The organism is Nonomuraea diastatica (genome assembly GCF_004349015.1).
GTDB lineage: Bacteria > Actinomycetota > Actinomycetes > Streptosporangiales > Streptosporangiaceae > Nonomuraea > Nonomuraea diastatica.
The window spans coordinates 12616-35209 of record NZ_SMKP01000105.1; the positions used below are offsets into that span (position 1 = coordinate 12616).

Annotated in this window: 22 protein-coding genes; 14 read left to right on the top strand and 8 right to left on the bottom strand. The window is 71.5% G+C overall.

The genetic code is table 11. The features are described from left to right. Positions 1–37: 37 nt before the first annotated feature. Entirely contained in the window at positions 38–301 is a 264-nt protein-coding gene (locus tag E1294_RS31275) for a YciI family protein (RefSeq protein WP_132514380.1), read from the top strand. A gap of 21 nt (positions 302–322) precedes the next feature. Here the strand turns inward: E1294_RS31275 and E1294_RS31280 are convergent, their stop codons facing one another. Both E1294_RS31280 and E1294_RS54845 read right to left on the bottom strand, forming a co-directional pair. Beyond that, positions 323–2689, bottom strand: a complete 2367-nt coding sequence (locus E1294_RS31280; RefSeq protein WP_132514382.1) for a VIT domain-containing protein — start codon at positions 2687–2689, stop codon at positions 323–325. Then, positions 2686–3570 (bottom strand): MerR family transcriptional regulator, encoded by an 885-nt coding sequence (locus E1294_RS54845; protein WP_220448033.1) that lies wholly within the window; start codon positions 3568–3570, stop codon positions 2686–2688. Before E1294_RS54845 ends, E1294_RS31280 begins: the two co-directional genes overlap by 4 nt. Positions 3571–3685: 115 nt before the next feature. On the opposite strand from E1294_RS54845, the gene E1294_RS31290 reads away from it, so the two are divergent. Next, positions 3686–4153, top strand: a complete 468-nt coding sequence (locus tag E1294_RS31290; protein WP_132514384.1) for a Dps family protein — start codon at positions 3686–3688, stop codon at positions 4151–4153. A gap of 315 nt (positions 4154–4468) precedes the next feature. Further along, positions 4469–5491: an alkaline phosphatase PhoX gene (locus tag E1294_RS31295; RefSeq protein WP_132514386.1), complete on the top strand. Its 1023-nt coding sequence runs from the start codon at positions 4469–4471 to the stop codon at positions 5489–5491. Between the two features lie 78 nt (positions 5492–5569). On the opposite strand, the gene E1294_RS31300 is transcribed toward E1294_RS31295, so the two are convergent. Next, positions 5570–6163: a TetR/AcrR family transcriptional regulator gene (locus E1294_RS31300; protein WP_246083411.1), complete on the bottom strand. Its 594-nt coding sequence runs from the start codon at positions 6161–6163 to the stop codon at positions 5570–5572. A 149-nt stretch (positions 6164–6312) separates the two neighbouring features. On the opposite strand from E1294_RS31300, the gene E1294_RS31305 reads away from it, so the two are divergent. Then, positions 6313–8487: an MMPL family transporter gene (locus E1294_RS31305; protein ID WP_132514390.1), complete on the top strand. Its 2175-nt coding sequence runs from the start codon at positions 6313–6315 to the stop codon at positions 8485–8487. Here the strand turns inward: E1294_RS31305 and E1294_RS31310 are convergent. After that, positions 8444–9304 carry a bifunctional helix-turn-helix transcriptional regulator/GNAT family N-acetyltransferase gene (locus E1294_RS31310; RefSeq protein WP_246083412.1) on the bottom strand — a complete coding sequence of 287 codons (861 nt, stop codon included), beginning with the start codon at positions 9302–9304 and terminating at the stop codon, positions 8444–8446. The two genes, E1294_RS31305 and E1294_RS31310, sit on opposite strands and share 44 nt — an antisense overlap. A 94-nt stretch (positions 9305–9398) precedes the next feature. Here E1294_RS31310 and E1294_RS31315 point away from each other — a divergent pair, with 94 nt between their 5' ends. Further along, positions 9399–10301 carry a lactonase family protein gene (locus E1294_RS31315; RefSeq protein WP_165977576.1) on the top strand — a complete coding sequence of 301 codons (903 nt, stop codon included), beginning with the start codon at positions 9399–9401 and terminating at the stop codon, positions 10299–10301. 146 nt (positions 10302–10447) lie between these two features. Then, positions 10448–11473 (top strand): 6-phosphofructokinase, encoded by a 1026-nt coding sequence (locus tag E1294_RS31320; RefSeq protein ID WP_132514396.1) that lies wholly within the window; start codon positions 10448–10450, stop codon positions 11471–11473. A 138-nt stretch (positions 11474–11611) separates the two neighbouring features. Here E1294_RS31320 and E1294_RS31325 read toward each other — a convergent pair whose 3' ends face one another. Then, positions 11612–12427 carry an MHYT domain-containing protein gene (locus tag E1294_RS31325; protein ID WP_132514398.1) on the bottom strand — a complete coding sequence of 272 codons (816 nt, stop codon included), beginning with the start codon at positions 12425–12427 and terminating at the stop codon, positions 11612–11614. Positions 12428–12487: 60 nt separating this feature from the next. Then, a complete protein-coding gene (locus E1294_RS31330) occupies positions 12488–13513 on the bottom strand; it encodes an MHYT domain-containing protein (RefSeq protein WP_246083413.1) in 1026 nt (341 codons plus the stop codon). Positions 13514–13627: 114 nt separating this feature from the next. On the opposite strand from E1294_RS31330, the gene macS reads away from it, so the two are divergent. The 3 genes from macS to thiI all read left to right on the top strand — a co-directional run bounded on the left by macS (position 13628) and on the right by thiI (position 16721). Next, complete coding sequence (macS, locus tag E1294_RS31335; protein WP_132514400.1) at positions 13628–14734, top strand: MacS family sensor histidine kinase; 1107 nt, start codon at positions 13628–13630, stop codon at positions 14732–14734. A gap of 88 nt (positions 14735–14822) precedes the next feature. Continuing rightward, positions 14823–15464 carry a response regulator gene (locus tag E1294_RS31340; RefSeq protein ID WP_132514402.1) on the top strand — a complete coding sequence of 214 codons (642 nt, stop codon included), beginning with the start codon at positions 14823–14825 and terminating at the stop codon, positions 15462–15464. 60 nt (positions 15465–15524) lie between these two features. Beyond that, positions 15525–16721 (top strand): tRNA uracil 4-sulfurtransferase ThiI, encoded by a 1197-nt coding sequence (gene thiI, locus E1294_RS31345; protein ID WP_132514404.1) that lies wholly within the window; start codon positions 15525–15527, stop codon positions 16719–16721. An 8-nt stretch (positions 16722–16729) separates the two neighbouring features. Here thiI and E1294_RS31350 read toward each other — a convergent pair whose 3' ends face one another. Further along, positions 16730–17017, bottom strand: a complete 288-nt coding sequence (locus E1294_RS31350) for a YiaA/YiaB family inner membrane protein (protein WP_132514406.1) — start codon at positions 17015–17017, stop codon at positions 16730–16732. A 136-nt stretch (positions 17018–17153) separates the two neighbouring features. Further along, positions 17154–18185 (bottom strand): 3-deoxy-7-phosphoheptulonate synthase, encoded by a 1032-nt coding sequence (gene aroF / locus E1294_RS31355; protein WP_132514420.1) that lies wholly within the window; start codon positions 18183–18185, stop codon positions 17154–17156. A gap of 238 nt (positions 18186–18423) precedes the next feature. Between aroF and E1294_RS31360 the strand changes: the two genes are divergently transcribed. The 5 genes from E1294_RS31360 to E1294_RS31380 all read left to right on the top strand — a co-directional run. Next, positions 18424–19020: a molybdopterin-dependent oxidoreductase gene (locus tag E1294_RS31360; RefSeq protein WP_246083414.1), complete on the top strand. Its 597-nt coding sequence runs from the start codon at positions 18424–18426 to the stop codon at positions 19018–19020. A gap of 65 nt (positions 19021–19085) precedes the next feature. Next, positions 19086–20240: a sensor histidine kinase gene (locus tag E1294_RS31365; RefSeq protein WP_132514410.1), complete on the top strand. Its 1155-nt coding sequence runs from the start codon at positions 19086–19088 to the stop codon at positions 20238–20240. A 69-nt stretch (positions 20241–20309) separates the two neighbouring features. Next, positions 20310–21050, top strand: coding sequence for a LytR/AlgR family response regulator transcription factor (locus E1294_RS31370; protein WP_132514412.1), 741 nt, complete (start codon positions 20310–20312; stop codon positions 21048–21050). Between the two features lie 22 nt (positions 21051–21072). Continuing rightward, positions 21073–21372 (top strand): hypothetical protein, encoded by a 300-nt coding sequence (locus tag E1294_RS31375; RefSeq protein WP_132514414.1) that lies wholly within the window; start codon positions 21073–21075, stop codon positions 21370–21372. Further along, the coding region (locus E1294_RS31380; RefSeq protein WP_132514416.1) for a sodium:solute symporter family transporter at positions 21369–22594 on the top strand (1226 nt) is incomplete at its 3' end. The genes E1294_RS31375 and E1294_RS31380, both read left to right, overlap by 4 nt.

Here is a 22594-nt window from a genome sequence, read left to right on the forward strand (position 1 = left end):
CTGAGCGAAAGCAGGGGGCCGGCCTAGCGTGCGGGGCATGGCGAGATACGTACTGCACCTGGCTTTCGACGGCGGCCCACGGCGGCTCGCCGCCCGGCCCGCGCACCGGGAGCACCTGCGCGGGCTCAAGGAGGAGGGGCGGCTGGTGACCGCCGGACCGTGGGCGGACGACACCGGGGCGCTGCACGTCTACGAGGTGTCCGCGGAGGAGGAACTGCGGGAGATCCTCCGCCGGGACCCGTACACGGCGGTCGGCGGCTACGAGATCGTACTGCTGAAGGAGTGGACGCCGATCATGTGACCGCCCCGGTGACCGGCCGGTCTAGGTGCGCTTCCAGAACGAGCCGCGACCTCCACGAGGCTCACCTGAAGCCCTCGGTCCCGAGGACGGGCCTGGTGCGGCCGAGCCGCCGACGAGCGCGGTGAGGACGGCGACGGCACGGTCGTGCAGCGCCTGAGCGTCCGCGCCCGGGCGCTCGGCCGCCTCCAGCTCGCGGGCCAGCGCCGCCAGCTCCTCGTTCCCCCCGAGGTACGCGGCCAGCGCGGCCAGCCGCGAGCCCAGGTCGGCCAGGTAGAGCAGGTCGGGCCCGGGAAGCGCCGTCAGCCTGCCGAGTTCGGCCACCAGCTGCGTGCGTACCGACGCCACCGGGTCCGCGCGCCGCGGGGCGGACCTCCGGGAGCGGGCACCGCCGCGAGGCGAGCCCGGCCGCGCGGGAGCTCCCGGCGCCGGAGGCAGGCCGGCGGCGCCGGCATCGCCGCCCGCGAGCAGTCCCTGCTCCGTGCCCGGGGCGAAGCCCTGAGGGTGTCGCATGCGTACGGCGGCCGCGCCGGTCGGCGCGGGCCCGGCGGCCATCATCGTGTGCCCGAAGGCGCCCATCGGCGCCGCGCTCCGCGGCATCTCCCATCCGCTGGGCGGCTCGACCGGCTGGATGACTCGGTGCTCAGGGCCGCCCTCGGCGACCTGCCTGGTGTCGATCGCCACGTACGCGGTGAAGCGGCAGAGCACACCGTTGTCGAGGGACGTGCGCACGATCCTGGATTCCAGGTCGTGCTCGCCCATGGCGTACCGGTCCTCCAGCTCCCGCAGGTGCGTACGCGCCCAGACGGCGCGGATGGCCGGATTGTCCACCGTCACGCCCGGGACCTGCTGCTCCCACGGCCCCTCGGCCTCCATGCCGTGCACGGTCAGCGAGGAGCCCTCGCGATGCCGCCCGAACACCCGCAGGGGCACGCCGGGGAAGATCGAGCCGAGATGCGTGACCGTGTCCGGCTCCACGTCGAGGCCCTTGATCGACAGGCCGGTGACCAGGGGAGCGCCGATCCTGCGGTGGATCTGCTCCATGGCGGCGTCGAGCCGGTCCTCCGACTCGACCAGCTCACACCTCCCCGCGCCCAGCCCGGCCAGCCGGCCGAGGAACCCGGCGTTCACGGCCCTGTCGATGCCGACGGTGTGCACGCGCATGGCCGACAGCGCCCCGCCGGCCTGCTCCAGGATCTGGTCCTCGTTGCCCACCTGGCCGTCGGTGACCAGCACCACGACGCGGTCGCGCTCGGACGCGGGGCTCAGGAGGGCGACGGCCTTGAGCAGCGGTTCCAGCAGCTCGGTGCCGCCTCGGGCGTCGACTCCCGCGAGATGCTCGACGGCGCGGTAGCGGTTGCGGTCGGACGCCTCCACCAGGCCCTCGAACGCCTGCTCCACCACGGAGTCGAAGGTCAGCACCGCGAACCTGTCCTGGGGCGTCAGCGTGTCCACGATGCGCGCGGCGGCCCGGCGCGCGCACACCATCTTCCAGCCGCCCATGCTGCCGGAGCGATCGAGCAGCAGCACCACGTCGCGGGGCGCGCGCGTGGCCTGCAGCGGCGGCGGCACGACGGTCAGCGCGAACGTGCCCCCGCCGTCGAGTTGCAACGACGTGGACGCGTCGAACGACATGCGCAGGATGAAGTCGCGGTCGAGCCGCTCGCCAGGACGAAGGCGGACCGTGTGGCCCTCCTCCTCTACCACGTGCAGGCTGGAGGCCATCTCGCGCAGTTCCAGGCCCGCGGCGTCCACGCGCGCGCTGAGCGAGAGGCGCACCGGGTCGGGGAAGCCGGGCAGCAAAACGGGAGGGCTGATCCTGGACGCGTCAGGGACGGCGTCGGTGTCGGGCGCGGCCCCGTCGCCGGCGGGCCGCCCGTCGATGGGGGTGCCCGGGATGTAGCGCGGTGCGACGACCAGCGGGAACCTGAACGTGGCCGCGCCGTCCTCGTACGGCAGGGGCTGGCTCATGGTCAGCCTGGCCGAGACGCGTTCGCCGGGCAGGATGTTGCCCACCCTGATCGTGAAGACGTCCGGCCGGTCCTCTTCGGCGATCGCCGCCCGCCTGCCCTCGCGCAGCGCCTGGTCGTAGTCGGCCCTGGCCTGGCCGCGCTCCTTCAGCACGCCCTCGATGACCCGGTCGTCGGCCTCCATCCTGAACCCCGTCACGGCAGCCCGGCCGGGCAGCGGGAAGACGTACGTCGCCTCCAACGTGACGTCGAACGGGTTCCTGAACCCCTGGGTGACCTCGACCCCGGCGATGAGCCCCGAGATGTCGGCGGCCACGTCCACGCTTTCGAGCGGCAGGTTGCCGCGTTCGGTCCGCAGGGCGCCGATCCCGGCGTCCGGCACCGGCAGGCACCGTGCGGGCTCCAGCGAAGTGATCCTCATGTCAGTTGCCTCTCTTCGAGCACCGCGAGCAGCGGTCCGGCCGCCGCCAGCACCGCCTGAACGTCCTCATCGGACGGCGCCCGGCCGGCGTCCAGCACCAGCCGCACCCCGTCTCCCAACACGACCCCCGTCACCACGGCACCCGCGCGGTGCCCGGCCCTCCCCGCACGCCGCAGCCCGCGGGCGTCACCCTCGTTCCCGCGCGTCCCGGCGGAGGGCCGATCCGTGTCACCGGCGACGCCCGCGGCCCCAGGGCGAGGCCCGGGGCCGCCGGTCGGCGTCTCCGTGTCCCGTGCGGCTCCCGTACCCGGGTGCGCGGCCCAGAACCGCCCACGTGCCCGCTCGTCCGGTGTCCCGTCGCCGAGCTCGGACCGCTCCCCGCGCCTGCCGGCGGCGGCGCGCGGCGTACGGGAAGTCTCGGCGGCCGGGGGTGCGGGAGCGGCCGGATGGCCGGTTCCAGCGGTGTCACCGAGTTTTTCGGTGTCCCTGAGCCGCTCGGGCTCCCCGGGCCTGGTGGTGTCGGCGGCCCCGTCGGTGTCCTTCGGCACGGCGGTGTTCTCGAGCGCGGCGGTCGTCTCCAGCATCCGGTCGGTCGCGCCCGCGAGGGCGGCCTGAATCTGGGCGATCGACCGGCCCGCCGCCTGCAGCCGTTTGACGGCCACGAGCTGGAGCAGGTGACGCCGTCCGTACCGGGCGATCCTGCCGCGCCTGGTGAGGGGCGGGTCCACGAGGCCGATGGTCGTATACCACCTGATCAGCCGCTCTCCGGGCACGTCGCGGACCCGGCCGTTGCCCCTGCCGTCGCCTGGGGGCGCCATGCCGTCGCGCAGCGCTCGCGCCGTGCGGTCGGCCAGCTCGCCGATGGTCCAGGTGTCGCTCATACCCTCACAATGACACTGTCATTATTACACTGTCAACTAGGGCGCATCGGAAGAAGGCGAGCCTGGGAGTCGTTAAGAAAAGGGACAGTCCGACCGAATAGGGAGGAATGACGACATGGCCACGATCACCGGCCCACTCTCGGGTGATGCCAGGAACACCGTCGCGGAAGCCCTGCAGGGCGCTCTGGTCGATCTGATCGACCTTTCGCTGGTGGCCAAACAGGCTCACTGGAACCTCGTCGGCGCACACTTCCGCCCGATCCACCGGCAGCTCGACAAGGTCACCGAGCTGGCCAGGAAGCACATGGACCTCATCGCCGAGCGCAGCGTCGCCCTCGGGATCAACCCGGACGGCCGTTCCGCCACGATCGCCAGGAACACGAAGCTCCCTCAGCCGGATGGCGGCTGGCTGGAGGACGGCAAGGTCGTGGCGACGATCACCGAGACGCTCGACGTCATCAGCAAGCGGATGTACGAGCGCATCCGGATCACCGACGAGCCCGACCCCGTCACCCAGGACCTGCTCATCGCCGTGGCGCAGGACATCGACAAGCAGCACTGGATGTTCCAGGCCCAGCGCTGACGAAGCCCGAGGAGTGCGGGATCCGCAGGCGGAGCACCCGGGCTCTTCGGCTGCCGTAAGCGGCACGCACAAGTCCGCGAGACGGCCCGCCGCGAGGAGGCCGGGCCGAAAGCGCGGGGGACGGTGTCGCCGGGTCTGCCTCGGATGAGCAGGGCTTCCGCGCCTGTGGCGAACGTGCGGACCGCCCGGCCGGACAGGGGCTTCCGCATGATCAAATTCTGGAGCCGTGAGGTTTGCGCAGAGTTTGATGTGACGAGTCCCTGCCATTCATGTCCGTGCGGTCGACTAGCGTGGCACCTAGAGGGAGGCCCCACGATGTCCCACAAGACTCTCCTCCGCACGGGCCCGCTCTTGCAGGGCGGCGTCAGCCCGTACGGCCCGCTCCGCCTGCCGGGCGAGCACGGCCTCGCCCTGCCCTCTGGGTTCCATGGCAGGGAGGTGGCCCGCTCCGGGCGCAAGGTGGCCGGGCTGACCTGGCACGCGGCCCCCGACGGTGGCGCCTGTTTCCCCGACGGCGGAGGCTGGATCTACGTGTCCAACTCCGAGCTGCCGCTGCTCGGTGGCGCGTCGGCGCTGCGCTTCCGGTCCGACGGCAGCGTGGCCGACGCCTACCGCATCCTGTCGGGCACCGATCTCAACTGCGCGGGCGGCGCCACACCGTGGCACACCTGGCTGTCGTGCGAGCTCGGTCACCGCGGCCGCGTCTTCGAATGCGATCCGTACGGCTCGCGCGCCGCCCGCCCCCGCCTGGCCATGGGCCGTTTCAAGCACGAGGCCGCCGCCTGCGACCCGGAGCGGCGCGTGGTCTACATGACTGAGGACGAGCCCGACGGCTGCTTCTACCGGTTCATACCGGGCGACTGGGGCGACCTGACGGAGGGCACGCTGGAGGTCCTCTGCGCCTCGGGCCACTGGCGGGTGGTGCCCTCACCGGCGGCGCTCTTCCAGGAGGCCCGCCACCAGGTCGAGGACGCCCGCCACTTCGACGGCGGTGACGGCTGCCACTACGCGGGCGGCGTGTGCTACTTCACCACCAAGGGCGACTCGGGCCTGTGGGCCTACGACGCGCAGACCTCGACGCTCGACCGGTTGTGCTCGGGCGTGCGCGCCATCACGGCGGCGCCCTCGGGCGACCTCTACGTGGCCAGGGAGACCACGCAGATCGACGTCATCGCCCCCGACCGGGAGGTCACGCCGTTCCTGCGGCTGGAGGGGCACGACGGCGCCGAGCTGACAGGGCTGGCGTTCTCCCCGGACGGCGAGCGGCTCTACTTCTCGGCGCGGCGCGGCCGCACCGAGGGCCACACGTTCGAGGTGACGGGCCGCTTCCGCACCTGATCTCCCCGGGCCTGGTCTTCCGCGCCCGATCTTTTCGGGCCTGATCTTCCCGGGGCGCCGGCGTGGTGACCCTGCCGGTCAGCTCAGATAGCGCACGAGCGCGAACTTCAGCTCGCCCACCAGCTCGGCGCCGCGCTCGGGAGACGCCGAAGTGATCATCGGCATCACCGCCTTCACCATGGCCAGCGCCATGCTGCCCATGAGCAGGGCGCGTTCCTCCGCAAGGCCGGGTGAGCGGCGGCGGAGCATGGAGGCGATGTGCCGGGCGATGTCGTCGTGCAGCCGTCCGGCCGCCTTGGCCAGGCGATCGCCCGTCGCCGTCCCGTACAACAACGACCAGTACGCCGGCGAGCGGCTCTTGAACCGCACGCTCTCGTCCACCAACTGCCCGACCAGCACGTCCAGAGGGACGTCGGGCGTGACGGCGGCCAGCCGCCCGGCCCAGAACTCCTGCCGGTCGTCGGTGTAGCGGGTCACCAGCCCGTCCAGGATCTCCTCCTTGTTGCGGAAGAACTGGTACAGCGACCCGGGAGACATCCCCGCCCGCGCGGCGACCTGGTTCGTGGTCAGCTCGGGATAGCCCACCTCGGCGATGACCTGTTCGGCGGCGTCGAGGATCTCCGCCATGCGCTTCAGGCCGCGCGCCTGCCGGCGGACCGTGCGTTCAGCCATGCGTCTCCCCATTGACAAATGCGAGCTTTTACTTGTATTTCTGATGCCGACAGTAAATGCGAGTAGCTTACCGAGTTTTGGGGAGATGCCATGAGTACCGTGCTCGTCATCGAGCCCGGCCCGCTGAGGGCGCCCGCCGAGGTGCCGGCATGGCGGTGAACACGCGGCCCAGGGCCGCCCGCGCGAGCGTCGCGGACCCGATGCTGCGCAGGCTCGGGTTCCTCCTCGTCCGGCGCCGCCGGCTCGTGCTGGCGCTCGCTCTGGTCGTGTTCGTCGTCGCCGCGGCGCTCGCGGCGGGCGCGGTGTCGCAGCTGTCGTTGTCCAGGTTCGAGGCGCCGGGATCGGAGTCCGACCGCGCCCAGGCCGAGCTGGTCGAACGGTTCGGCACGGGCAGCCCCGACATGATCTTCCTGGTGACCGCCAGGAGCGGCACCGTGGACGACCCCGCCGTTGTCGCGGCGGGCAGGGAGCTGACCGCCCGGATCGGGCGCGAGGAGGGCGTCGCCGAGGCCGCCTCCTACTGGACCCGCGACCGGCCCGCCACCCTGCGCAGCGGCGACGGCAGGCACGCGCTGATCGTGGTGCGCATCCCGGGTGACGCCGACCACGTACGGGCCGGGGTCCTGCCCGGGCTCGTGCCCGAGATCACCAAGGGCAGCGATCTGCTCCAGGTGCGGGCCGGGGGAGGGGAGGAGGTGTTCAGGGAGACGGTGCCGCTGGCCAGGCAGGACTTCGTCCGCGCCGAGCTGGTGATCTTCCCGCTGGCGTTCGTGTTGCTCTGGTTCTACCAGCGGCGGGTGGCGGCGGCCGTGGTGCCCATCCTGGCCGGGGTGTTCGCCATGGTGGTGGGGCTGGCGCTGCTCAGCGGCGCCCTGCTGTTCGCCGAGATCTCGACGTTCGCCCTCAACCTGACTTTGGCCATGGGGCTCGGCCTCGGCATCGACTACTGCCTGTTCGTGATCCAGCGGTTCCGCGAGGAGACGCGGCGCGGCGCCGACCGGGCGAGCGCGGTCGCCGGCGCCGTGGAGCACGCCGGCAGGACGGTGTTGTTCAGCGGCCTCACCGTGGCGACGTCCCTGGCGGTGCTGCTCGCGCTGCCGTTCGACTTCCTGCGCTCCTTCGCGTACGCGGGCGTCGCCGTCGTGATCGGCGGCCTGGTCGCGGCGGTGCTGGTGGTGCCCGCCGTGCTCGCCACGGCCGGCGGCACGATGCTCCCCAAGCGGGAGGTGCCCGAGCGCGCGGCCGGGTTCTGGCACGCGCTGGCCCTGCTGGTGATGCGCCGGCCACTGCTGTCCGGCGGACTGGCCATGGTGGTGCTGCTGGTGCTGGCCTCGCCGTTCCTCGGGCTGCGCTTCGGCGTGGCCGACGACCGCATCCTGCCGCCCGAGGCGTCCGCGCGGCAGACCCAGGACGTCCTCCGCCGGTCCTTCCCGGCGGAGGAGACGGACGCCATCCAGGTGGTTTCGACAAGCACGGCGGTCGGCGATATTTCGGCATATGCCGCGAGCCTGTCCCGGATCCCCGGCGTCGCCCAGGTCGACTCGGCGGCGGGCTCCTACGCCGCGGGCGGCAGGGTGGGAGACGGCGACCCTGCCAGGTTCGCGGGGCAGGGGACGTGGTTGTCCGTGGTCCCGTCGGCGGAGGCGCTGGCCGACGATCCCGTCCGCGTCGTCGAGGCCGTACGCTCCGTCGAGCCGCCGTTCGAGGTGCTGGTCGGCGGTTATCCCGCCGAGCTGGCCGACTACCGCTCCTCCGTGGTGGACCGGCTGCCGCTCGTCCTCGCCCTCATGCTGAGCATGACCTTTCTGGTGTTGTTCCTCATGACCAGGAGCGTGGTCATTCCCCTCAAGGCGACCCTCATGAACGTGCTCAGCCTCGGCGTCATGTTCGGGGCCCTGGTCTGGATCTTCCAGAACGGCAACCTGTCGGGCCTGCTCGGTTTCACCGCCACGGGCACGCTCGACGCGAGCATCCCCATCCTCATGCTCTGCGTCGCCTACGGACTGTCCATGGACTACGAGGTGTTCCTGCTGTCACGCATCAAGGAGGAGCACGACAGGACGGGCGACACCGAGCAGGCCGTGGCGACGGGCCTGCAGCGGAGTGCCCCGCTGATCACGGCGGCCGGCGGCATCCTGGCGCTGACGTTCGCCGCCTACGCCACCGCGCAGGTGTCGTTCGTGCAGATGCTGGGCGTCGGCATGGCGGTGGCCGTGCTGGTGGACGCGACGGTGATCAGGGCGGTGCTGGTGCCGAGCCTGATGCGCCTGGCGGGGCCGCTCAACTGGTGGCCCGCAGGTCGCACGCCCACATCTGGTCGGTGACCTCGACGCCGTTCTCCGTGCTCTTCTCCTCCGACTGCAGCTCGAACCCGGCTGCCTGGTAGATGTGCCGCGCGCTCACCAGGCAGTCGCGCGTCCACAGCGTGACGCGCTTGCAGCCCTCGGCCCGCGCGTGCCGCAGGCACTCCTCCACGAGCCGGCGCCCGATGCCCAGGCCGCGGGCGGACGGCTCGACCAGCAACATCCGCAGCTTGGCCGTGACTTCGTCCTGCCGGACGAAGAACACGCACCCGGCCCGCTCCCCGCCCACCTCGGCGATCCACCCGGCGTCGCGGGAGAAGTCGAGCCCGCCGACGATCCTGGCGACCAGCTGCTCGAAGCCGGTGCCCCAGCCGTATTCGGCGCTGTAGAGGGCGCCGTGGCGGTGGACGACCCAGCCCAGGTCCCCGCTGCGCGGGGGCCTGATCACGTACGGCTGCCGCTCGCCGGGCGGGCCGAGCAGTCTCCTGATCGTCGCCATGCCGGTGACGAGCCGCTCCTGGTCCGGCTCCGACAGCGTGGACAGCAGCCGCTCGACCTCCTCGGCCGAGCGCCTGTCGAGCCCGGAGAAGACCTCCGAGCCGGCGGGCGTGAGGCGTACGAGCTGCTTGCGCGCGTCGGAGGCGGAGCGTTCGCGCGCGATCAGCCCGTCGCCCTCGAAGCGCGCGAGCATCCTGCTGAGGTAGCCCGCGTCGAGATCGAGCAGCCCGCGCAGCTCGCCGGTCTCCATCCGCCCGGCGTGCGCCAGCTCGAACAGCACCCGCACCTCGGTCAGTGAGTACGGCGAGTCGAGCATCCCTGCCTGGAGCGCGCCGATCACCTTCGTATAGAACCTGTTGAAGGCTCTTACTTCAGAAACCCTTGCTTCTGGCAACGAACTCATTGCCATAGTCAATCACAGGAGGATTCCCGCTGTGAAGCACCTGTACATCGGCGGATACGGCCCGGGCATCGTGACGGTCGGCGGCGACCTGACCCGGGTGGCGGCCGCGTCGTTCCTGGCCGCCCATCCCACCCTGCCGGTGTTGTACGCGGTGGGAGAGCTCGAACGTGGCTGGCTCACCGCGTACACCGTGGGGGAGGAGGGGCTCAGCCCGCTCGACGAACAGCCGAGCGAGGGCGACAGCCCCTGCCACGTCGCCGTGGATCCCACGGGCACGCTCCTGGCGGCGGCCAACTACGGCGACGGCACCGCCGTCGTCTACCACCTTGACTCCGGGGGCGCGTTCGAGGGCGAGCCGATCGTCCTGCGGCACGAGGGCTCAGGCCCCGACCCGGATCGCCAGGCGGGCCCGCACGCCCACGAGGCCGTCTTCCACGACGGCCTTCTGCACGTCTCCGACCTCGGCACCGACGAGATCCGCCGCTACCGCCCCGACGGCACGCCGCTGGCGCCGATCACGATGGGACCGGGCACCGGTCCGCGCCACTTCGCCTTCACGGGCTCACACCTGTACGTCGCGGGAGAGCTCGGCGGCACCGTCACTCTGGTCGAGGGCGAGCGGCGCACGGTCGTGCCCGCCTCCGGGCAGCCGGGAGAGAACGCCCCCTCGCATCTGGAGCTCGCCGGCGGCCTGGTCTACGTCGCCAACCGCGGCCCCAACACGATCTCGGTGTTGCGGGACGACCTGTCGGTGGTGGCCGAGGTGTCTTCGGGCGGCGACTGGCCGCGGCATTTCGCCATCGACGGCGACCGCATGTACGTCGCCAACCAGCGCTCCGGCACCGTGAACGTCTTCGCGCTGAAGGACGGCATCCCCGAGCCGACCGGGCAGGCGTACGAGGTGGAGAGCCCGGCCTGCGTGCTGATCACGTAAGGTGTCCGTCAGATTGGGTCCGTGGACCTGGCGTTTGGTCTAGACCACTGCCCGCGCGTACGGGCAGAATGCGGTCTGAACACGGTCTGAACATGTAATTCTGACCATGCGATTCTGGACGTGAACCCCATCGGGAGGAACCCGCCATGCGTATTGGAGTGCTCACCGGGGGCGGCGACTGCCCCGGCCTGAACGCCGTGATCCGGGCAGTGGTCCGCAAGGGGGTGAGCGTGTACGGCCACGAGTTCGTCGGCTTCCGTGACGGCTGGCGCGGCCCGCTCGAAGGCGACACGATGCCGCTCGACATCCAGGCCGTCCGCGGCATCCTGCCGCGCGGAGGGACCATTCTCGGCTCCTCGCGCACCAACCCGATCAAGATCGAGGGCGGCGTCGACCGGATCAAGGACAACCTCGCCTCGACCGGCGTCGACGCGCTGATCGCCATCGGCGGCGAGGACACCCTGGGCGTCGCCAAGCAACTCTACGACCGTGACGTCAAGGTCGTGGGCGTGCCCAAGACGATCGACAACGACCTGTCGGGCACCGACTACACCTTCGGCTTCGACACCGCCGTCAACATCGCGACGGAGGCCATCGACCGCCTGCACACCACCGCCGAGTCCCACCACAGGGCGCTCATCTGCGAGGTCATGGGCCGGCACGCCGGCTGGATCGCCCTGCACGCGGGCATGGCCGGCGGCGCGAACGTCATCCTCATCCCGGAGAAGCCGTTCGACATCGACCGGGTCTGCGAATATGTCGAGTCCCGGTTCCGCACCCGCTACTCGCCGATCATCGTCGTCGCCGAGGGCGCCCACCCCGTCGAGGGCCAGATGGAGCTGCAGGCGGGCGAGCTCGACGCGTTCGGCCACGTCCGGCTGGGCGGCATCGGCGAGGTGCTGGCCAAGGAGATCGAGAAGCGCACCGGCAAGGAGGCCCGCACGACGGTGCTCGGCCACATCCAGCGCGGTGGCACCCCGACGGCCTACGACCGGGTGCTGGCCACCCGCTTCGGGCTGCAGGCCATCGACGCGGCCCACGAGGGCGACTACGGCAAGATGGTCGCGCTGCGCGGCACCGACATCGTCCGCGTCGGGCTCGACGAGGCCACGGCCGAGCTGAAGACCGTGCCCGTCTCGCGCTACGCCGAGGCGGAGGTGTTCTTCGGCTGACTGTAAGCGGGCTGCAAGCGGGCGGCCGTAGCTTCTACGTCAGCGGGGTTTACCGCTACAACCCCCTAAGGGGTACGGCTTGCGCCGCAGCGAGTTGGCGGCCCACCTATGCGACGCAGGCCGTACCCATGACATAGATCATCGGCGGGGCGTGCCGAAGAGATCCACCTCCGGCGCGCCCTCGTCGTGCGCGCGCAGCCGTTCCCGGTACGCGGCCTCGTTGCGCAGCTCCTTCTCCGACGGCGACAGCAGGGCGGCGAGCAGCAGGCCCACGGTGATCACGCTGGTGCCGACGATCAGCGGCAGCAGGAAGTCGACGGCCTGGGCGCCGGGGACGGCGACCGGCCCGTGGTGCGGTGTCACCGACATGGAGTACATCCCGGTGTAGTGCATGCCCGCGACCGCCACGCCCATGACGAGCGCCGCCGCGCCGATCTTGAGCGCGCCGCTGACTCGTACGGTGAACCACAACGCCACCGTGGCCGCCGCGACCGCGATCAGCACCGAGACTGAGACGATCGCCGGATCATAGGAGACATGTGCTGACATGTTCATCGCCGCCATGCCGAGATAGTGCATGCTCGCCACGCCTGCTCCGGTCAGCAGACCGCCGCCGAGCAGGGAGGCCAGGCGATCACCGCCGTACGAGGTGAGGAACAGCCCCACCCCCACGACCACGACCGCGATGAGCGCGGAGGCGACCGTGAGCGGCACGTCGTAGCGGATGGTCATGCCGGGAACGGAGAAGCCGAGCATGGCGATGAAGTGCATCGTCCAGATGCCCGTGCCGCCGATGGCGAAGGCCGCTCCCACGAGCCAGAAGGCGCCGGCGCGCCCGCCGACCACGCGGGCCCGCGAGGTCAGGAGCAGGCCCAGCATCGACCCGACGCTGGAGATGACATAGGCGGCGACGGGCGTCACGAGCCCGGAAGAGAAATGATCGACCGGCGACATGCTCACCCATCCCTCGCGTACGGATAAGGGAGTATGGGCGGGTGATCGCCGGCCGCGCAACTACCTTCTGCGCGAGCGCGACGGCTGCCTGCGTGACGATTGCCGGCGCGGAGCCTGGGCCTGGCCGCCGGGCGCCGGCATGGGGGAAGGATCCGCCTGCGGGGCGGGCGCCTGAGGATAGGGCCCCGGAGGCATCTGAGGGTGGGACCCCTGGAAGTAGGGCGTCTGCGGGGTGGGGGCCGCCAGCGGCATCGGCGCCGGCGTGACACCGGGCGAAGGGTAGGCGAGCTGCTGCTGTTGCTGCGCGGTGCGCCGGCGCAGCTCCAGCTTGGCGAGGAGCTCCGCGTCCTCGTGCAGTTCCTCCTCCGACGGCGAGAGGATCACCATGAGGAGCATGGTCAGAGTGATCAGGCTGATCACGGTCATGAGGGGCACGAGGAAGTCGAGCGCGTCGGCGCCGGTGATCACGCTGGGCTGGGAGTCGACCGTGACGTGCATCGCGTACATGCCGGTGTAGTGCATGCCGGACACGGCCACGCCCATGACCAGGGCGGCGCCGGTGATCCAGATGGGCTTCCTGACCCGCAGGGTGAACCACAGCGCCACCGTCGCGGCCACCACGGCGATGGCCACGGAGATCGCCACGGTGACGCGGTCGTAGGAGACCTGGGCGGACATGTTCATCGCGTACATGCCCAGGTAGTGCATGGAGGCCACCCCGAGCCCCGTGAGCAGGCCGCCGCCGAGCAGCGCCAGGAGGCGGCCGCGGCCGTAGGAGACGAGGAACAGGCCGGTGCCCACGACGATGATGGCGACGGCCGCGGAGGCCGCGGTCAGCCACACGTCGTACTTGATCGGGGTGCCCTCCACCTGGAAGCCCATCATGCCGATGAAGTGCATCACCCAGATGCCCGTGCCGCCGATGGAGATGGCCGCGCCGAGCAGCCACCGCACCCTGGAACCCCCGCGCGAGGCGTGGGCCTGCGCGGTGAGGCGCAGGCCGAGCATTGACCCGATGCACGACATCACGTAGGCCAGCAGCGGCGTGAGCGGCCCATAGGTGAAATGATTCACAACGGAGGTCATCTATCGCGTTTCCTTGCATTAGGAGTCCCCGGATTCTGCCATCGGGAATGTCCCTTTCGCATGGATATTGCAACTATCTGTCAACTCCTTGTGTCGGGAACATGAGAAAGGCTCATGGCTATCGAGGGGCCGTTCTGGCGGGCGATCGCCGTCTTCCGCGTCGCGTCTCTGGTCTACGCGATCGTGCTGATGGCCCAGCACCGCGGCTACGAGCAGCCGGTCCTCGGCTGGCTGGTGATCGGCGTGATGGTGCTCTGGACCGCGGGGGCGACGCTCGCCTACTCCGCCGCCGCGCTGCGCCGGTGGCCGTTGCTCGTGATCGACCTGCTCGTGGTGCTGGCCTGCCTGCTGGCCTCGCCGTACGTCCAGGGCGCCGAACATGGCGAGGCGGGCACGACGCCCGTCCCCGCGACCTGGGTGGCCGGGCCCGTACTCGCCTGGGCGGTGCACGGCGGCAGGCGCGCGGGAGCGGTGGCGGCGGTCGCCATGGCGGCGGGCGACCTGTGGTTGCGCGTGCGCGCCCCCGACGTGCCCATCCTGATCAACGGCGCGGTCCTGCTCTTCCTGTCGGGCGTCGTGGTCGGGCACGTGGCACGGCTCGCCAAGGAGGCCGAGGAGCGCATGCAGCGCGCCGCCGAGATGGAGGCCGCCCAGCGCGAGCGCGACCGCCTGGCCCGCGACATCCACGACTCGGTCCTGCAGGTGCTCGCCCTTGTGCACCGGCGCGGGCAACGGCTCGGCGGCGAGGCGGCCGAGCTGGGCCGCCTCGCCGGTGAGCAGGAGTCCGCCTTACGCCGCCTCGTCGCCGACCGCCCCGGCGAGAGCGGCGCCCCGGGCTCCGCCGACCTGCGCACCCTCCTGCTGCGGCACGCCTCGTCCCAGGTGACGGTCTCCACCCCGGCCACGCCGCTGGTCCTGCCCGCGCCGGTGGCCGAGCAGGCGGTGGCCGCCGTCGGGGCGGCCCTGGACAACGTCAGGGCGCACTGCGGGCCGTCGGCGCGCGCCTGGGTGCTGGCGGAGCCGGGCGAGGGCACGGTGACGGTCAGCGTGCGGGACGACGGGCCCGGCATCCCGGAAGGGCGGCTGGACGAGGCGCTGGCCGAGGGGCGCATGGGGGTCGCCCGCTCCATCCGCGGCCGGGTGGCCGACCTGGGCGGTGACGTCTCGATCGTCAGCGTTCCCGGGCAGGGCACCGAAGTCGAGATCAGCCTTCCCACGTGACCCGGCCCTCCGACGCTGTTTCCTGCGACCCCGGCCCCGCTCCGCCGCGGCCGGAGTGCGGGGCGCGGCCGGCGTTAGAGTTGCGGGCATGGTGCGGGTCATGGTGGTGGACGACCATCCCATGTGGCGTGACGGAATATCGAGAGATCTGGCCGAGGCCGGCTACGACGTCGTGGCCACCGTGGGGGAGGGGCGGCAGGCGGTCAGGGTGGCCGGCGCGGTCCTGCCCGACCTCGTGGTGCTCGATCTGCGGCTGCCCGACCTGCCGGGCCACGAGGTGGCCGCCGGGTTGTCCGGGCTGGAGCCGCCGCCGCGCGTGCTGGTGTTGTCGGCCAGCGCCGAGCAGGACGACGTGCTGGAGGCCATCAAGGCGGGCGCGTCCGGATATCTGGTGAAATCGGCGAGCCGAGAGGAGTTCCTCGACGCCGTACGCAGGACGGCCGAGGGCGACGCCGTCTTCACCCCCGGACTGGCCGGGCTCCTGCTGGGCGAATACCGGCGGCTGGCCGCGCAGCCCGCGCCCGCCGAGGGCCCGCGGCTCACCGAGCGCGAGACGCAGGTGCTCCGCCTGGTCGCCAAGGGGCTGTCGTACAAACAGATCGCCGAGCGGCTGGTGCTCTCGCACCGCACCGTGCAGAACCACGTCCAGAACACCCTCGGCAAGCTTCAGCTGCACAATAGGGTGGAGCTGGTGAGATATGCGATCGAGCGGGGCCTCGACGCGGACTAAACTCGGTGGGGCGCGACGTTGGCACCAACACGCCTTCCCCCATTTCCCGGAGGTTCCACCATGACGATGTCTGCCCTGGGCGAGCCGTGCGTGCTGCTCAAGCTGGGCGAGATCGTCCTCAAGGGCAAGAACCGCGAGCTGTTCGAGCGCCGCCTGATCGGCAACATCCGCGACGCGCTCCAGCCGCTCGGGATCAAGGTCGACGTGCGCAGGCGGCACGGCGTGATCGCGATCTTCCTCCCCCAGGGCGCCACCGCCGAGCAGGCCGGCGCCGTGGCCGAGCGGGTCGCCGACGTGCCGGGGCTGGTGTGGATCCATCGGGCCTGGCGGGTCGCGAAAGACCCTGACACGGTGCTGAAGGCCGGTCTCGAGCTCGTCGGGGAGAGCGAGGAGGCCAAGCGCGGCGCCCGCTTCGCGGTCCGCTCGCGCCGGCGCGACAAACGTTTCCCGCTGCGCTCCAACGAGCTCGACCGCCTGGTGGGCGGCGCGATCAACGACGAGTACGGCTTGCCGGTCGATCTGAACAACCCCGAGCTGACGGTGTTCATCGAGGTCGACAGGGACGAGGTGTTCGTCTTCACCGGCGGCATCCCCGGCCAGGGCGGCCTGCCGGTCGGCAGCAGCGGGCGTGCGCTCGTGCTGATGTCGGGCGGCATCGACTCGCCGGTGGCGGCCTACCGGATGATGCGGCGCGGCCTGCACGTCGACTTCCTGCACTTCTCCGGCATCCCGTTCACCACCTCCGAGTCGATCTACAAGGCGTACGCGCTGGTGAGGAAGCTCGACAGGTTCCAGGGCGGCTCGCGGCTGTGGGTGGTGCCGTTCGGCAAGGCGCAGCAGTCGATCCGCACCTCCGGCCAGGACCGCCTGGCCGTGATCGCGCAGCGGCGGCTCATGCTCAAGACGGCCGAAGAGGTCGCCCACCGCATCCGCGCCGCCGCGCTGATCACCGGTGACGCGCTCGGGCAGGTCTCATCGCAGACCCTGACCAACATCACGGCTCAGGACAACGCGGTCGAGCTGCCGATCCTGCGGCCGCTGGTGGGCTGGGACAAAACCGAGATCATGGCCGAGGCCCGGCGCATCGGCACGCTGGAGATCTCGGAGCTGCCCGACGAGGACTGCTGCTCCCTGCTGGCGCCCAAGCGCGCCGAGACGCGGGCCAAGATCGACGACCTGAAGCAGATCGAGAAGCGGCTCGACGCCGAGGAGCTGTGCGTGCAACTGGCCGACTCGATCCAGGAGTACACGCTCTAGCGCGCAGGTCAGGCGTCGGCCTTGAACGGGTCGTGGTCGGCCAGCAGCTTGTCGAGCCTGGCCTGGTCGACACGGTTGGTGACCTCCGCGAGTTCCTGACGGTCGCGCACGACCTTGGCCAGCGTGAGCGTCGAGGTGACGACATAGAGCAGGCCGAGGGCGAGGAAGGCCCTGATCCACCCCGCGGCGGGCAGATAGATCAGGGCGATCGTCACCGAGGCGATCGAGACGGCGAACGACAGGACCGCCTGGGCGTAGAACGCGCTGGTCTGCGTGGGCTGAAGGCGCTTCGTCATGCGCTCATCGTGCCGCCGTGCCAGGATCCGGCACATGGGGTTTCGTCTTCACGTTACCCATGAGTACGACCGGCCGGCTCGTGGCTCGGCCGGCCGTCCCCGGAAGGCTTGTGGCAGGTGGTGACGGAAGGTCAGATCAGGCGGCGACCGCGGCCGCGGTCGACTTGCCGAGCAGCGCGGGGAAGTCCGTCATGACCTGGGCCAGATCACCCAGGTCGGCGTCGACGAGCGCCTGCGGGCCGTCGCAGAGCGCCTGCTCGGGCTGCGGGTGCACGTCGATGATCACGCCGTCGGCGCCCACCGCGATGGCCGCGCGGGTCAGCGGCAGCACCAGGTCGCGCCGGCCGCCGGAGTGCGACGGGTCGATGATCACGGGCAGGTGCGACAGCCGCTGCGCCACCGGGACCGCCGAGACGTCGAGCGTGTTGCGCGTCGCCGTCTCGAACGTCCTGATGCCCCGCTCGCACAGCACGATGTCCAGGTTGCCGCGCTGTGCGATGTACTCGGCGGCCATCAGCCACTCCTCGATCGTGGCGTTCATGCCGCGCTTGAGCATCACCGGCCGCCCGGCCGCGCCGACCGCCCGCAGCAGCGCGAAGTTCTGCGCGTTACGGGTGCCGACCTGCAGCATGTCGGCGTACGACGCCACCAGCTCGACGTCCTGGGCGTCCACGACCTCCGTCACGATCGGCAACCCGGTCTCCTCGCGCACGTCGGCCAGGATCCGCAGCCCCGCCTCGCCCAGCCCCTGGAACGCGTACGGCGACGTGCGCGGCTTGAACGCCCCGCCACGGAGCAGCACCGCGCCCGCCGACTGCGCCATCCTGGCCGCGTCCAGCGTCTGCTGGTGCGTCTCCACCGCGCACGGCCCCGCGATCAGCGTCACGGTGTCGGGGCCGATCGGCACGCCGCCCACGTGGACCGTGGAGCGTTCCGGATGGTTCTCCCTGCTGACCAGCTTGTACGGCGTGGTCACGCGCATCACGTCGCGCACCCCCGGCATGCCGCGCAGGCCGGCCGCGTCGAGCTGGGTGACGTCGCCGACCAGGCCGACGATGGTGCGGCGCACACCCTTGCTGATGAAAGCCTCGACCCCGGCCGCCTGGACGACCGACACGATCGACGTGAGATCGTCCGGTGTGGCCTCCGGGCCCATCACGATCACCATCTGCTTCTCCTTCTGCATGAAAACACGAAAGGCCCCGGGTCCACGTGGACCCGGGGCCTTTCGTTCGCCTGTCTGCTAGCGCAGCGTCAGATGGCGAACGGACTCGGGTCCGTCGCCATACCAAAACCAGAACGCTGTGCGCATAGAGCCCAATCGTAGCGCACCGCACCCGCCCGCGAGCCATCGGCGGCCCGATGGCAGGATGGCCCAAGACGCGAGACCGGTGAGGGGAGTGATCGTGGAGGAGTCGCGCCTGCCTCCAGGCCAGTACGTCCCGCGCGGCAGACCTGTGATCCACTACGGCAGGGTCCCCACGTTCAAGCCCGAGAGCTGGGACTTCCGCGTGTTCGGGGCCACCGCCACCGGTGAGGAGCACTGTTACACCTGGGAGGAGTTCGAGCGGCTGCCCCGCACGACCCGGCTCGCCGACTTCCACTGCGTCACCAAGTTCTCGCTCATGGCCAACGAGTGGCGCGGCGTCGCCCCCGCCACCATCATCGGCGCCTCCCCGCCCGATCCCGGCGTGCGCCACGTGATGATCTGGGCCGAATACGGCTACAGCGCCAACCTGCGGATGTCCGACTTCACCGCCCCCGGCACGCTGTTCGCCATGGAGCTCGACGAGAAACCGCTCAGCCCTGACCGCGGCCACCCGCTGCGGATCGTGGTGCCCCACCTCTACGCGTGGAAGAGCGTCAAATGGGTGCGCGGCATCGAATATCTCCTCGAAGACCGCCGGGGCTTCTGGGAGGAGCGCGGCTACCACAACCTCGCCGACCCCTGGCGCGAACAGCGCTACTCCTACCAGGAAGAACCCGGCGAGGGCCCGCCGTAGCGGCAGCGCGGTATCACTGCGGGTTTCGGCCCGGACACGGTGCGTTGTTGGCTACGGTGGCCCGCATGCTGACTGGCGTGGCGCTGCTCCTGCTGGCCTTCGTCACCGGTTACGGGCTGGCCAGGACGCGGTCGTGCCGCGCCGCGCTGCCGCAGGGCCGCAGGTCGGACGAGGCGACGTTCACCACGTTGCACATCGCCGCGCTGGCCGCCCCCGCCCTGCGCGCGGGGCTCAGCCGCGACTCCGCCCGCAAGGCCGTCCGGCACCTGCGCACGCTGCTCGGCACCCACGCCGTCGCGATCACCTCGGCCGAGGCGGTGCTGGCCTGGGACGGCCCGGCTGTGGACGGTCCACGCGGCGGCGACGTGCTCACCCACGCCCGCGCCACGCTGGCCGCCGGGCGGGCCCAGGTGTTCCCCGGCGAGCCGTACGCGGCGGTGGTGGTGCCGCTGACCGTGGACGGCGCGGTCGTGGGCACACTGGCGGCCCACGACGACGAGGTCAGCGCCGCGCTCGTGCGTACCGTCACCGAGGTCGGCCGCTGGGTCTCCGGCCAGCTGGAACTGGCCGACCTGGACGCCTCGCGGCAGCGCGCGCTGGAGGCCGAGATGCGCGCGCTGCGCGCCCAGATCTCGCCGCACTTCATCTACAACGCGCTCACGACGATCGCCTCGTTCGTCCGTACGAACCCCAGGCGCGCCCGCGAGCTCCTGCTCGACTTCGCCGACTTCGCCCGCTACGCCCTGCGCAGGGCCAACGACTTCACCACCCTCGCCGACGAGCTGACCTGTGTCGACCGTTACCTGCTGCTGGAGCGCGCCCGCTTCGGCGACAAGCTGCGCTTCACCGTGCAGGTGGCGCCGGAGGTGCTGCCGGTGCCCGTGCCGTTCCTGTGCCTGCAGCCGCTGGTCGAGAACGCCATCAAGCACGGCATGCGCGGCGACGGGGGTGCCCCGGGGGAGGTGCGGGTCGTGGTGCGCGACGCGGGCCCCGAGGCGCACATCACCGTCGAGGACGACGGCGCGGGGATGGATCCCGAGTGCGCGCGGCGCATGCTCGACGACGAACCCGCCCGCGAGGGCGGCGGCATCGGGCTGGCGAACGTGGACCTCAGGATGCGCCAGATCTACGGCGACGGCTATGGGCTCGTCGTGGAGACCGCGCTGGGCGCCGGCACCAAGGTGCGGTTGCGCGTACCGAAGACACAACTTGGCTTATAGTAGTCAATTCATTACGCTAAGCTGGCTTGCCCCTTGTGGCCTCTGCTTTTCTACGGCAGCGTGGTGGACATGCTGAGAGTTCTGGCCGTCGACGACGAAGTGCCGGCTCTGGAGGAGCTCGCCTACTTGTTGCGCCAGGACGACCGGATCGAGCAGGTCGCGACCGCGGCCGACGGCGTCACGGCGCTGCAGGACATGGTGCAGATGATCGGCGCGGGCGAGCGGCTCGACGGCGTCTTCCTCGACATCCGGATGCCCGGGCTCGACGGGCTCGATCTCGCCCGGCTCGTCGGCGGCTTCCCCAGCCCGCCCCGGCTGGTCTTCGTGACGGCCCACGAGGAGTGCGCGGTGCAGGCGTTCGAGCTGGAGGCGGTCGACTACATGCTGAAGCCGGTCAGGGCCGAGCGGCTGGCCGAGGCGGTGCGCAGGCTGGAGGCCGCCACCTCGCCCGCCCCCGAACCGGGCCAGGACGACGTGATCCCGGTCGAGCTGGGCGGGCGCACCCGCTTCGTGCCCCAGCAGGCCGTCCGGTTCGCCGAGGCCAAGGGCGACTACGTGCGCCTGCACACCGTCGACGGCAGTTATCTGGTGCGCATGTCGCTGGCCGCGCTGGAACGGCGCTGGTCGGAGGCCGGGTTCATCCGCATCCACCGCAGCACGCTGGTGTCGGCCAAGCACGTCAGCGAGCTCAGGTTCGAGGGCGGGCGGGTGTCGCTCACCGTCGGCACCGAGACGTTGCAGGTCAGCAGGCGGCACAGCCGCCAGGTCCGCGAACAGCTCGTACGCCAGCACAGGGGCGTGATCTCGTGACGGTCGGCGGAGGAGTGGTCCCGTGACGGCGGAGCGCCGTGTCGTCGTGTCGCGCCGGCCGGTCGCCCTCGGGCGCGGCCGGCGGCGCGTCGATGTGCATGGCAGGCAGGTCCCGCCCGACGTGCCGGCCATCGTGCGGCGCCAGTTACGGCAGGCCATGCTGACGGTGGCCGCCGTCGCCGGAGTGCTGGCCGGCGTGCCCGTCATCGCCATGTGGGTGCCCGCCCCCGAGGCCTGGGTGGCGCTCTCGCTGGCCGCCCAGGCTGCCTGGGTGGGGCTGGCCGTGGTGCAGCTGAGGCGGGCGGAGCGGCTGGAGAAATGACCGTCGCGGTGCTCACCGGGATCGCCTTCGTCGTCGTGCTGGGTGTGATGGTGGGCGCCGCGCGGCCTCGGCGCTCCAGCGGCCTCGCCGACTTCCACGTGGCGGCCAGGGAGGTGCCGCCCTGGTGGAACGGCGCCGCGATCTCCTCCGAGGTCACCTCCGCCGCGGCCTGTCTCGGCACCGCAGGGCTCATCGCCACTCACGGCGGGCCGATGTTGTGGTACCCGGTCGGGGCCGCCGCCGGGTTCGTCGTCATCCTGGCTCTGGTCGTGGCGCCACTGCGGCGCTCGGGAACGTACACGTTGCCCGACTTCGCCGGGTGGCGGCTCCGCTCGGCCCGGCTGCGCCCGTTCACCACCTGTTTCCTCCTGGTCATCGGGCTGGCGTTGATGGTCGCCCAGCTGCACGCCGCCGGGATCGTGGTGCGGCTGCTGACCGGGCTGCCGCCGTGGCTGGGATGGGCGGCCGTCGGGGCGGCGACGCTGGGCGTGGCGGTCGCGGGCGGCCTGGGGAGCGTGACGAGCCTGCAGGCTTCGCAGTTCTGGCTGAAGCTGGTCGTCTTCCTGGGCGTCGGGGTCATCTGCTGGTGGATGTCGGGCGCGCGGCCGGTCACCCTGTTCGAGGGCTCCTACCGGGCCGGGGTCGCCGGGCTGGCGGGGGCGGGTGACCCGTCGCTGCCCGGGGTGCTGGCCGTGCTGCTGGCGTGCGCGCTGGGCACGATGGGGCTGCCGCACGTGATCGTCCGCGTCTACACCAACAGGGACGCCCGCGGGGCCAGGCGGTCGATCGTGGCGGCCCAGGTGATGCTGGCGGTGTTCAGCGTCGTGCCGCCGTTGTACGGGGTGCTGGGGCACCGGCACGCGCGTGACGCGGCGGCGGACGAGATCGTGCTCCTGCTGCCCGCCAGGATGTTGCCAGGGGCCGCCGGAGAGGTGCTCACCGGGGTGCTGGCCGCCGGGGCGTTCGCGGCGCTCCTCGCGACCATGGTGGGCGTGCTGGTGGCCGTCGGGGGCGCGGTGTCGTCGTGCGTGCCGCCGGCCGGCGCGCGTTCCTTCCGCGCCGCCGTGACCGTGGTGCTGCTGGCGGCGCTCGCCCTGACCGCGGCCAGCACCCCGCGGGAATCGGTGGCGCTGGTGGTGGTCGGCTTCACCCTCTCCGCCGCCACGTTCTGCCCGATGCTGGTGCTCGGCATCTGGTGGCGGCGGCTGACGGACGCGGGGGT

What these genes read in the sequence shown, in the direction of transcription:
- E1294_RS31350 (WP_132514406.1), bottom strand. Translation starts at nt 17,017, where the DNA reads ATGACGAAGCGCCTTCAGCCCACGCAGACCAGCGCGTTCTACGCCCAG.
- thiI (WP_132514404.1), top strand. Translation starts at nt 15,525, where the DNA reads ATGACGATGTCTGCCCTGGGCGAGCCGTGCGTGCTGCTCAAGCTGGGC.
- E1294_RS31305 (WP_132514390.1), top strand. Translation starts at nt 6,313, where the DNA reads ATGGCGGTGAACACGCGGCCCAGGGCCGCCCGCGCGAGCGTCGCGGAC.
- E1294_RS31370 (WP_132514412.1), top strand. Translation starts at nt 20,310, where the DNA reads ATGCTGAGAGTTCTGGCCGTCGACGACGAAGTGCCGGCTCTGGAGGAG.
- E1294_RS31290 (WP_132514384.1), top strand. Translation starts at nt 3,686, where the DNA reads ATGGCCACGATCACCGGCCCACTCTCGGGTGATGCCAGGAACACCGTC.
- E1294_RS31330 (WP_246083413.1), bottom strand. Translation starts at nt 13,513, where the DNA reads ATGACCTCCGTTGTGAATCATTTCACCTATGGGCCGCTCACGCCGCTG.
- macS (WP_132514400.1), top strand. Translation starts at nt 13,628, where the DNA reads ATGGCTATCGAGGGGCCGTTCTGGCGGGCGATCGCCGTCTTCCGCGTC.
- E1294_RS54845 (WP_220448033.1), bottom strand. Translation starts at nt 3,570, where the DNA reads ATGAGCGACACCTGGACCATCGGCGAGCTGGCCGACCGCACGGCGCGA.
- E1294_RS31295 (WP_132514386.1), top strand. Translation starts at nt 4,469, where the DNA reads ATGTCCCACAAGACTCTCCTCCGCACGGGCCCGCTCTTGCAGGGCGGC.
- aroF (WP_132514420.1), bottom strand. Translation starts at nt 18,185, where the DNA reads ATGGTGATCGTGATGGGCCCGGAGGCCACACCGGACGATCTCACGTCG.
- E1294_RS31365 (WP_132514410.1), top strand. Translation starts at nt 19,086, where the DNA reads ATGCTGACTGGCGTGGCGCTGCTCCTGCTGGCCTTCGTCACCGGTTAC.
- E1294_RS31275 (WP_132514380.1), top strand. Translation starts at nt 38, where the DNA reads ATGGCGAGATACGTACTGCACCTGGCTTTCGACGGCGGCCCACGGCGG.
- E1294_RS31340 (WP_132514402.1), top strand. Translation starts at nt 14,823, where the DNA reads ATGGTGCGGGTCATGGTGGTGGACGACCATCCCATGTGGCGTGACGGA.
- E1294_RS31325 (WP_132514398.1), bottom strand. Translation starts at nt 12,427, where the DNA reads ATGTCGCCGGTCGATCATTTCTCTTCCGGGCTCGTGACGCCCGTCGCC.
- E1294_RS31300 (WP_246083411.1), bottom strand. Translation starts at nt 6,163, where the DNA reads ATGGCTGAACGCACGGTCCGCCGGCAGGCGCGCGGCCTGAAGCGCATG.
- E1294_RS31320 (WP_132514396.1), top strand. Translation starts at nt 10,448, where the DNA reads ATGCGTATTGGAGTGCTCACCGGGGGCGGCGACTGCCCCGGCCTGAAC.
- E1294_RS31280 (WP_132514382.1), bottom strand. Translation starts at nt 2,689, where the DNA reads ATGAGGATCACTTCGCTGGAGCCCGCACGGTGCCTGCCGGTGCCGGAC.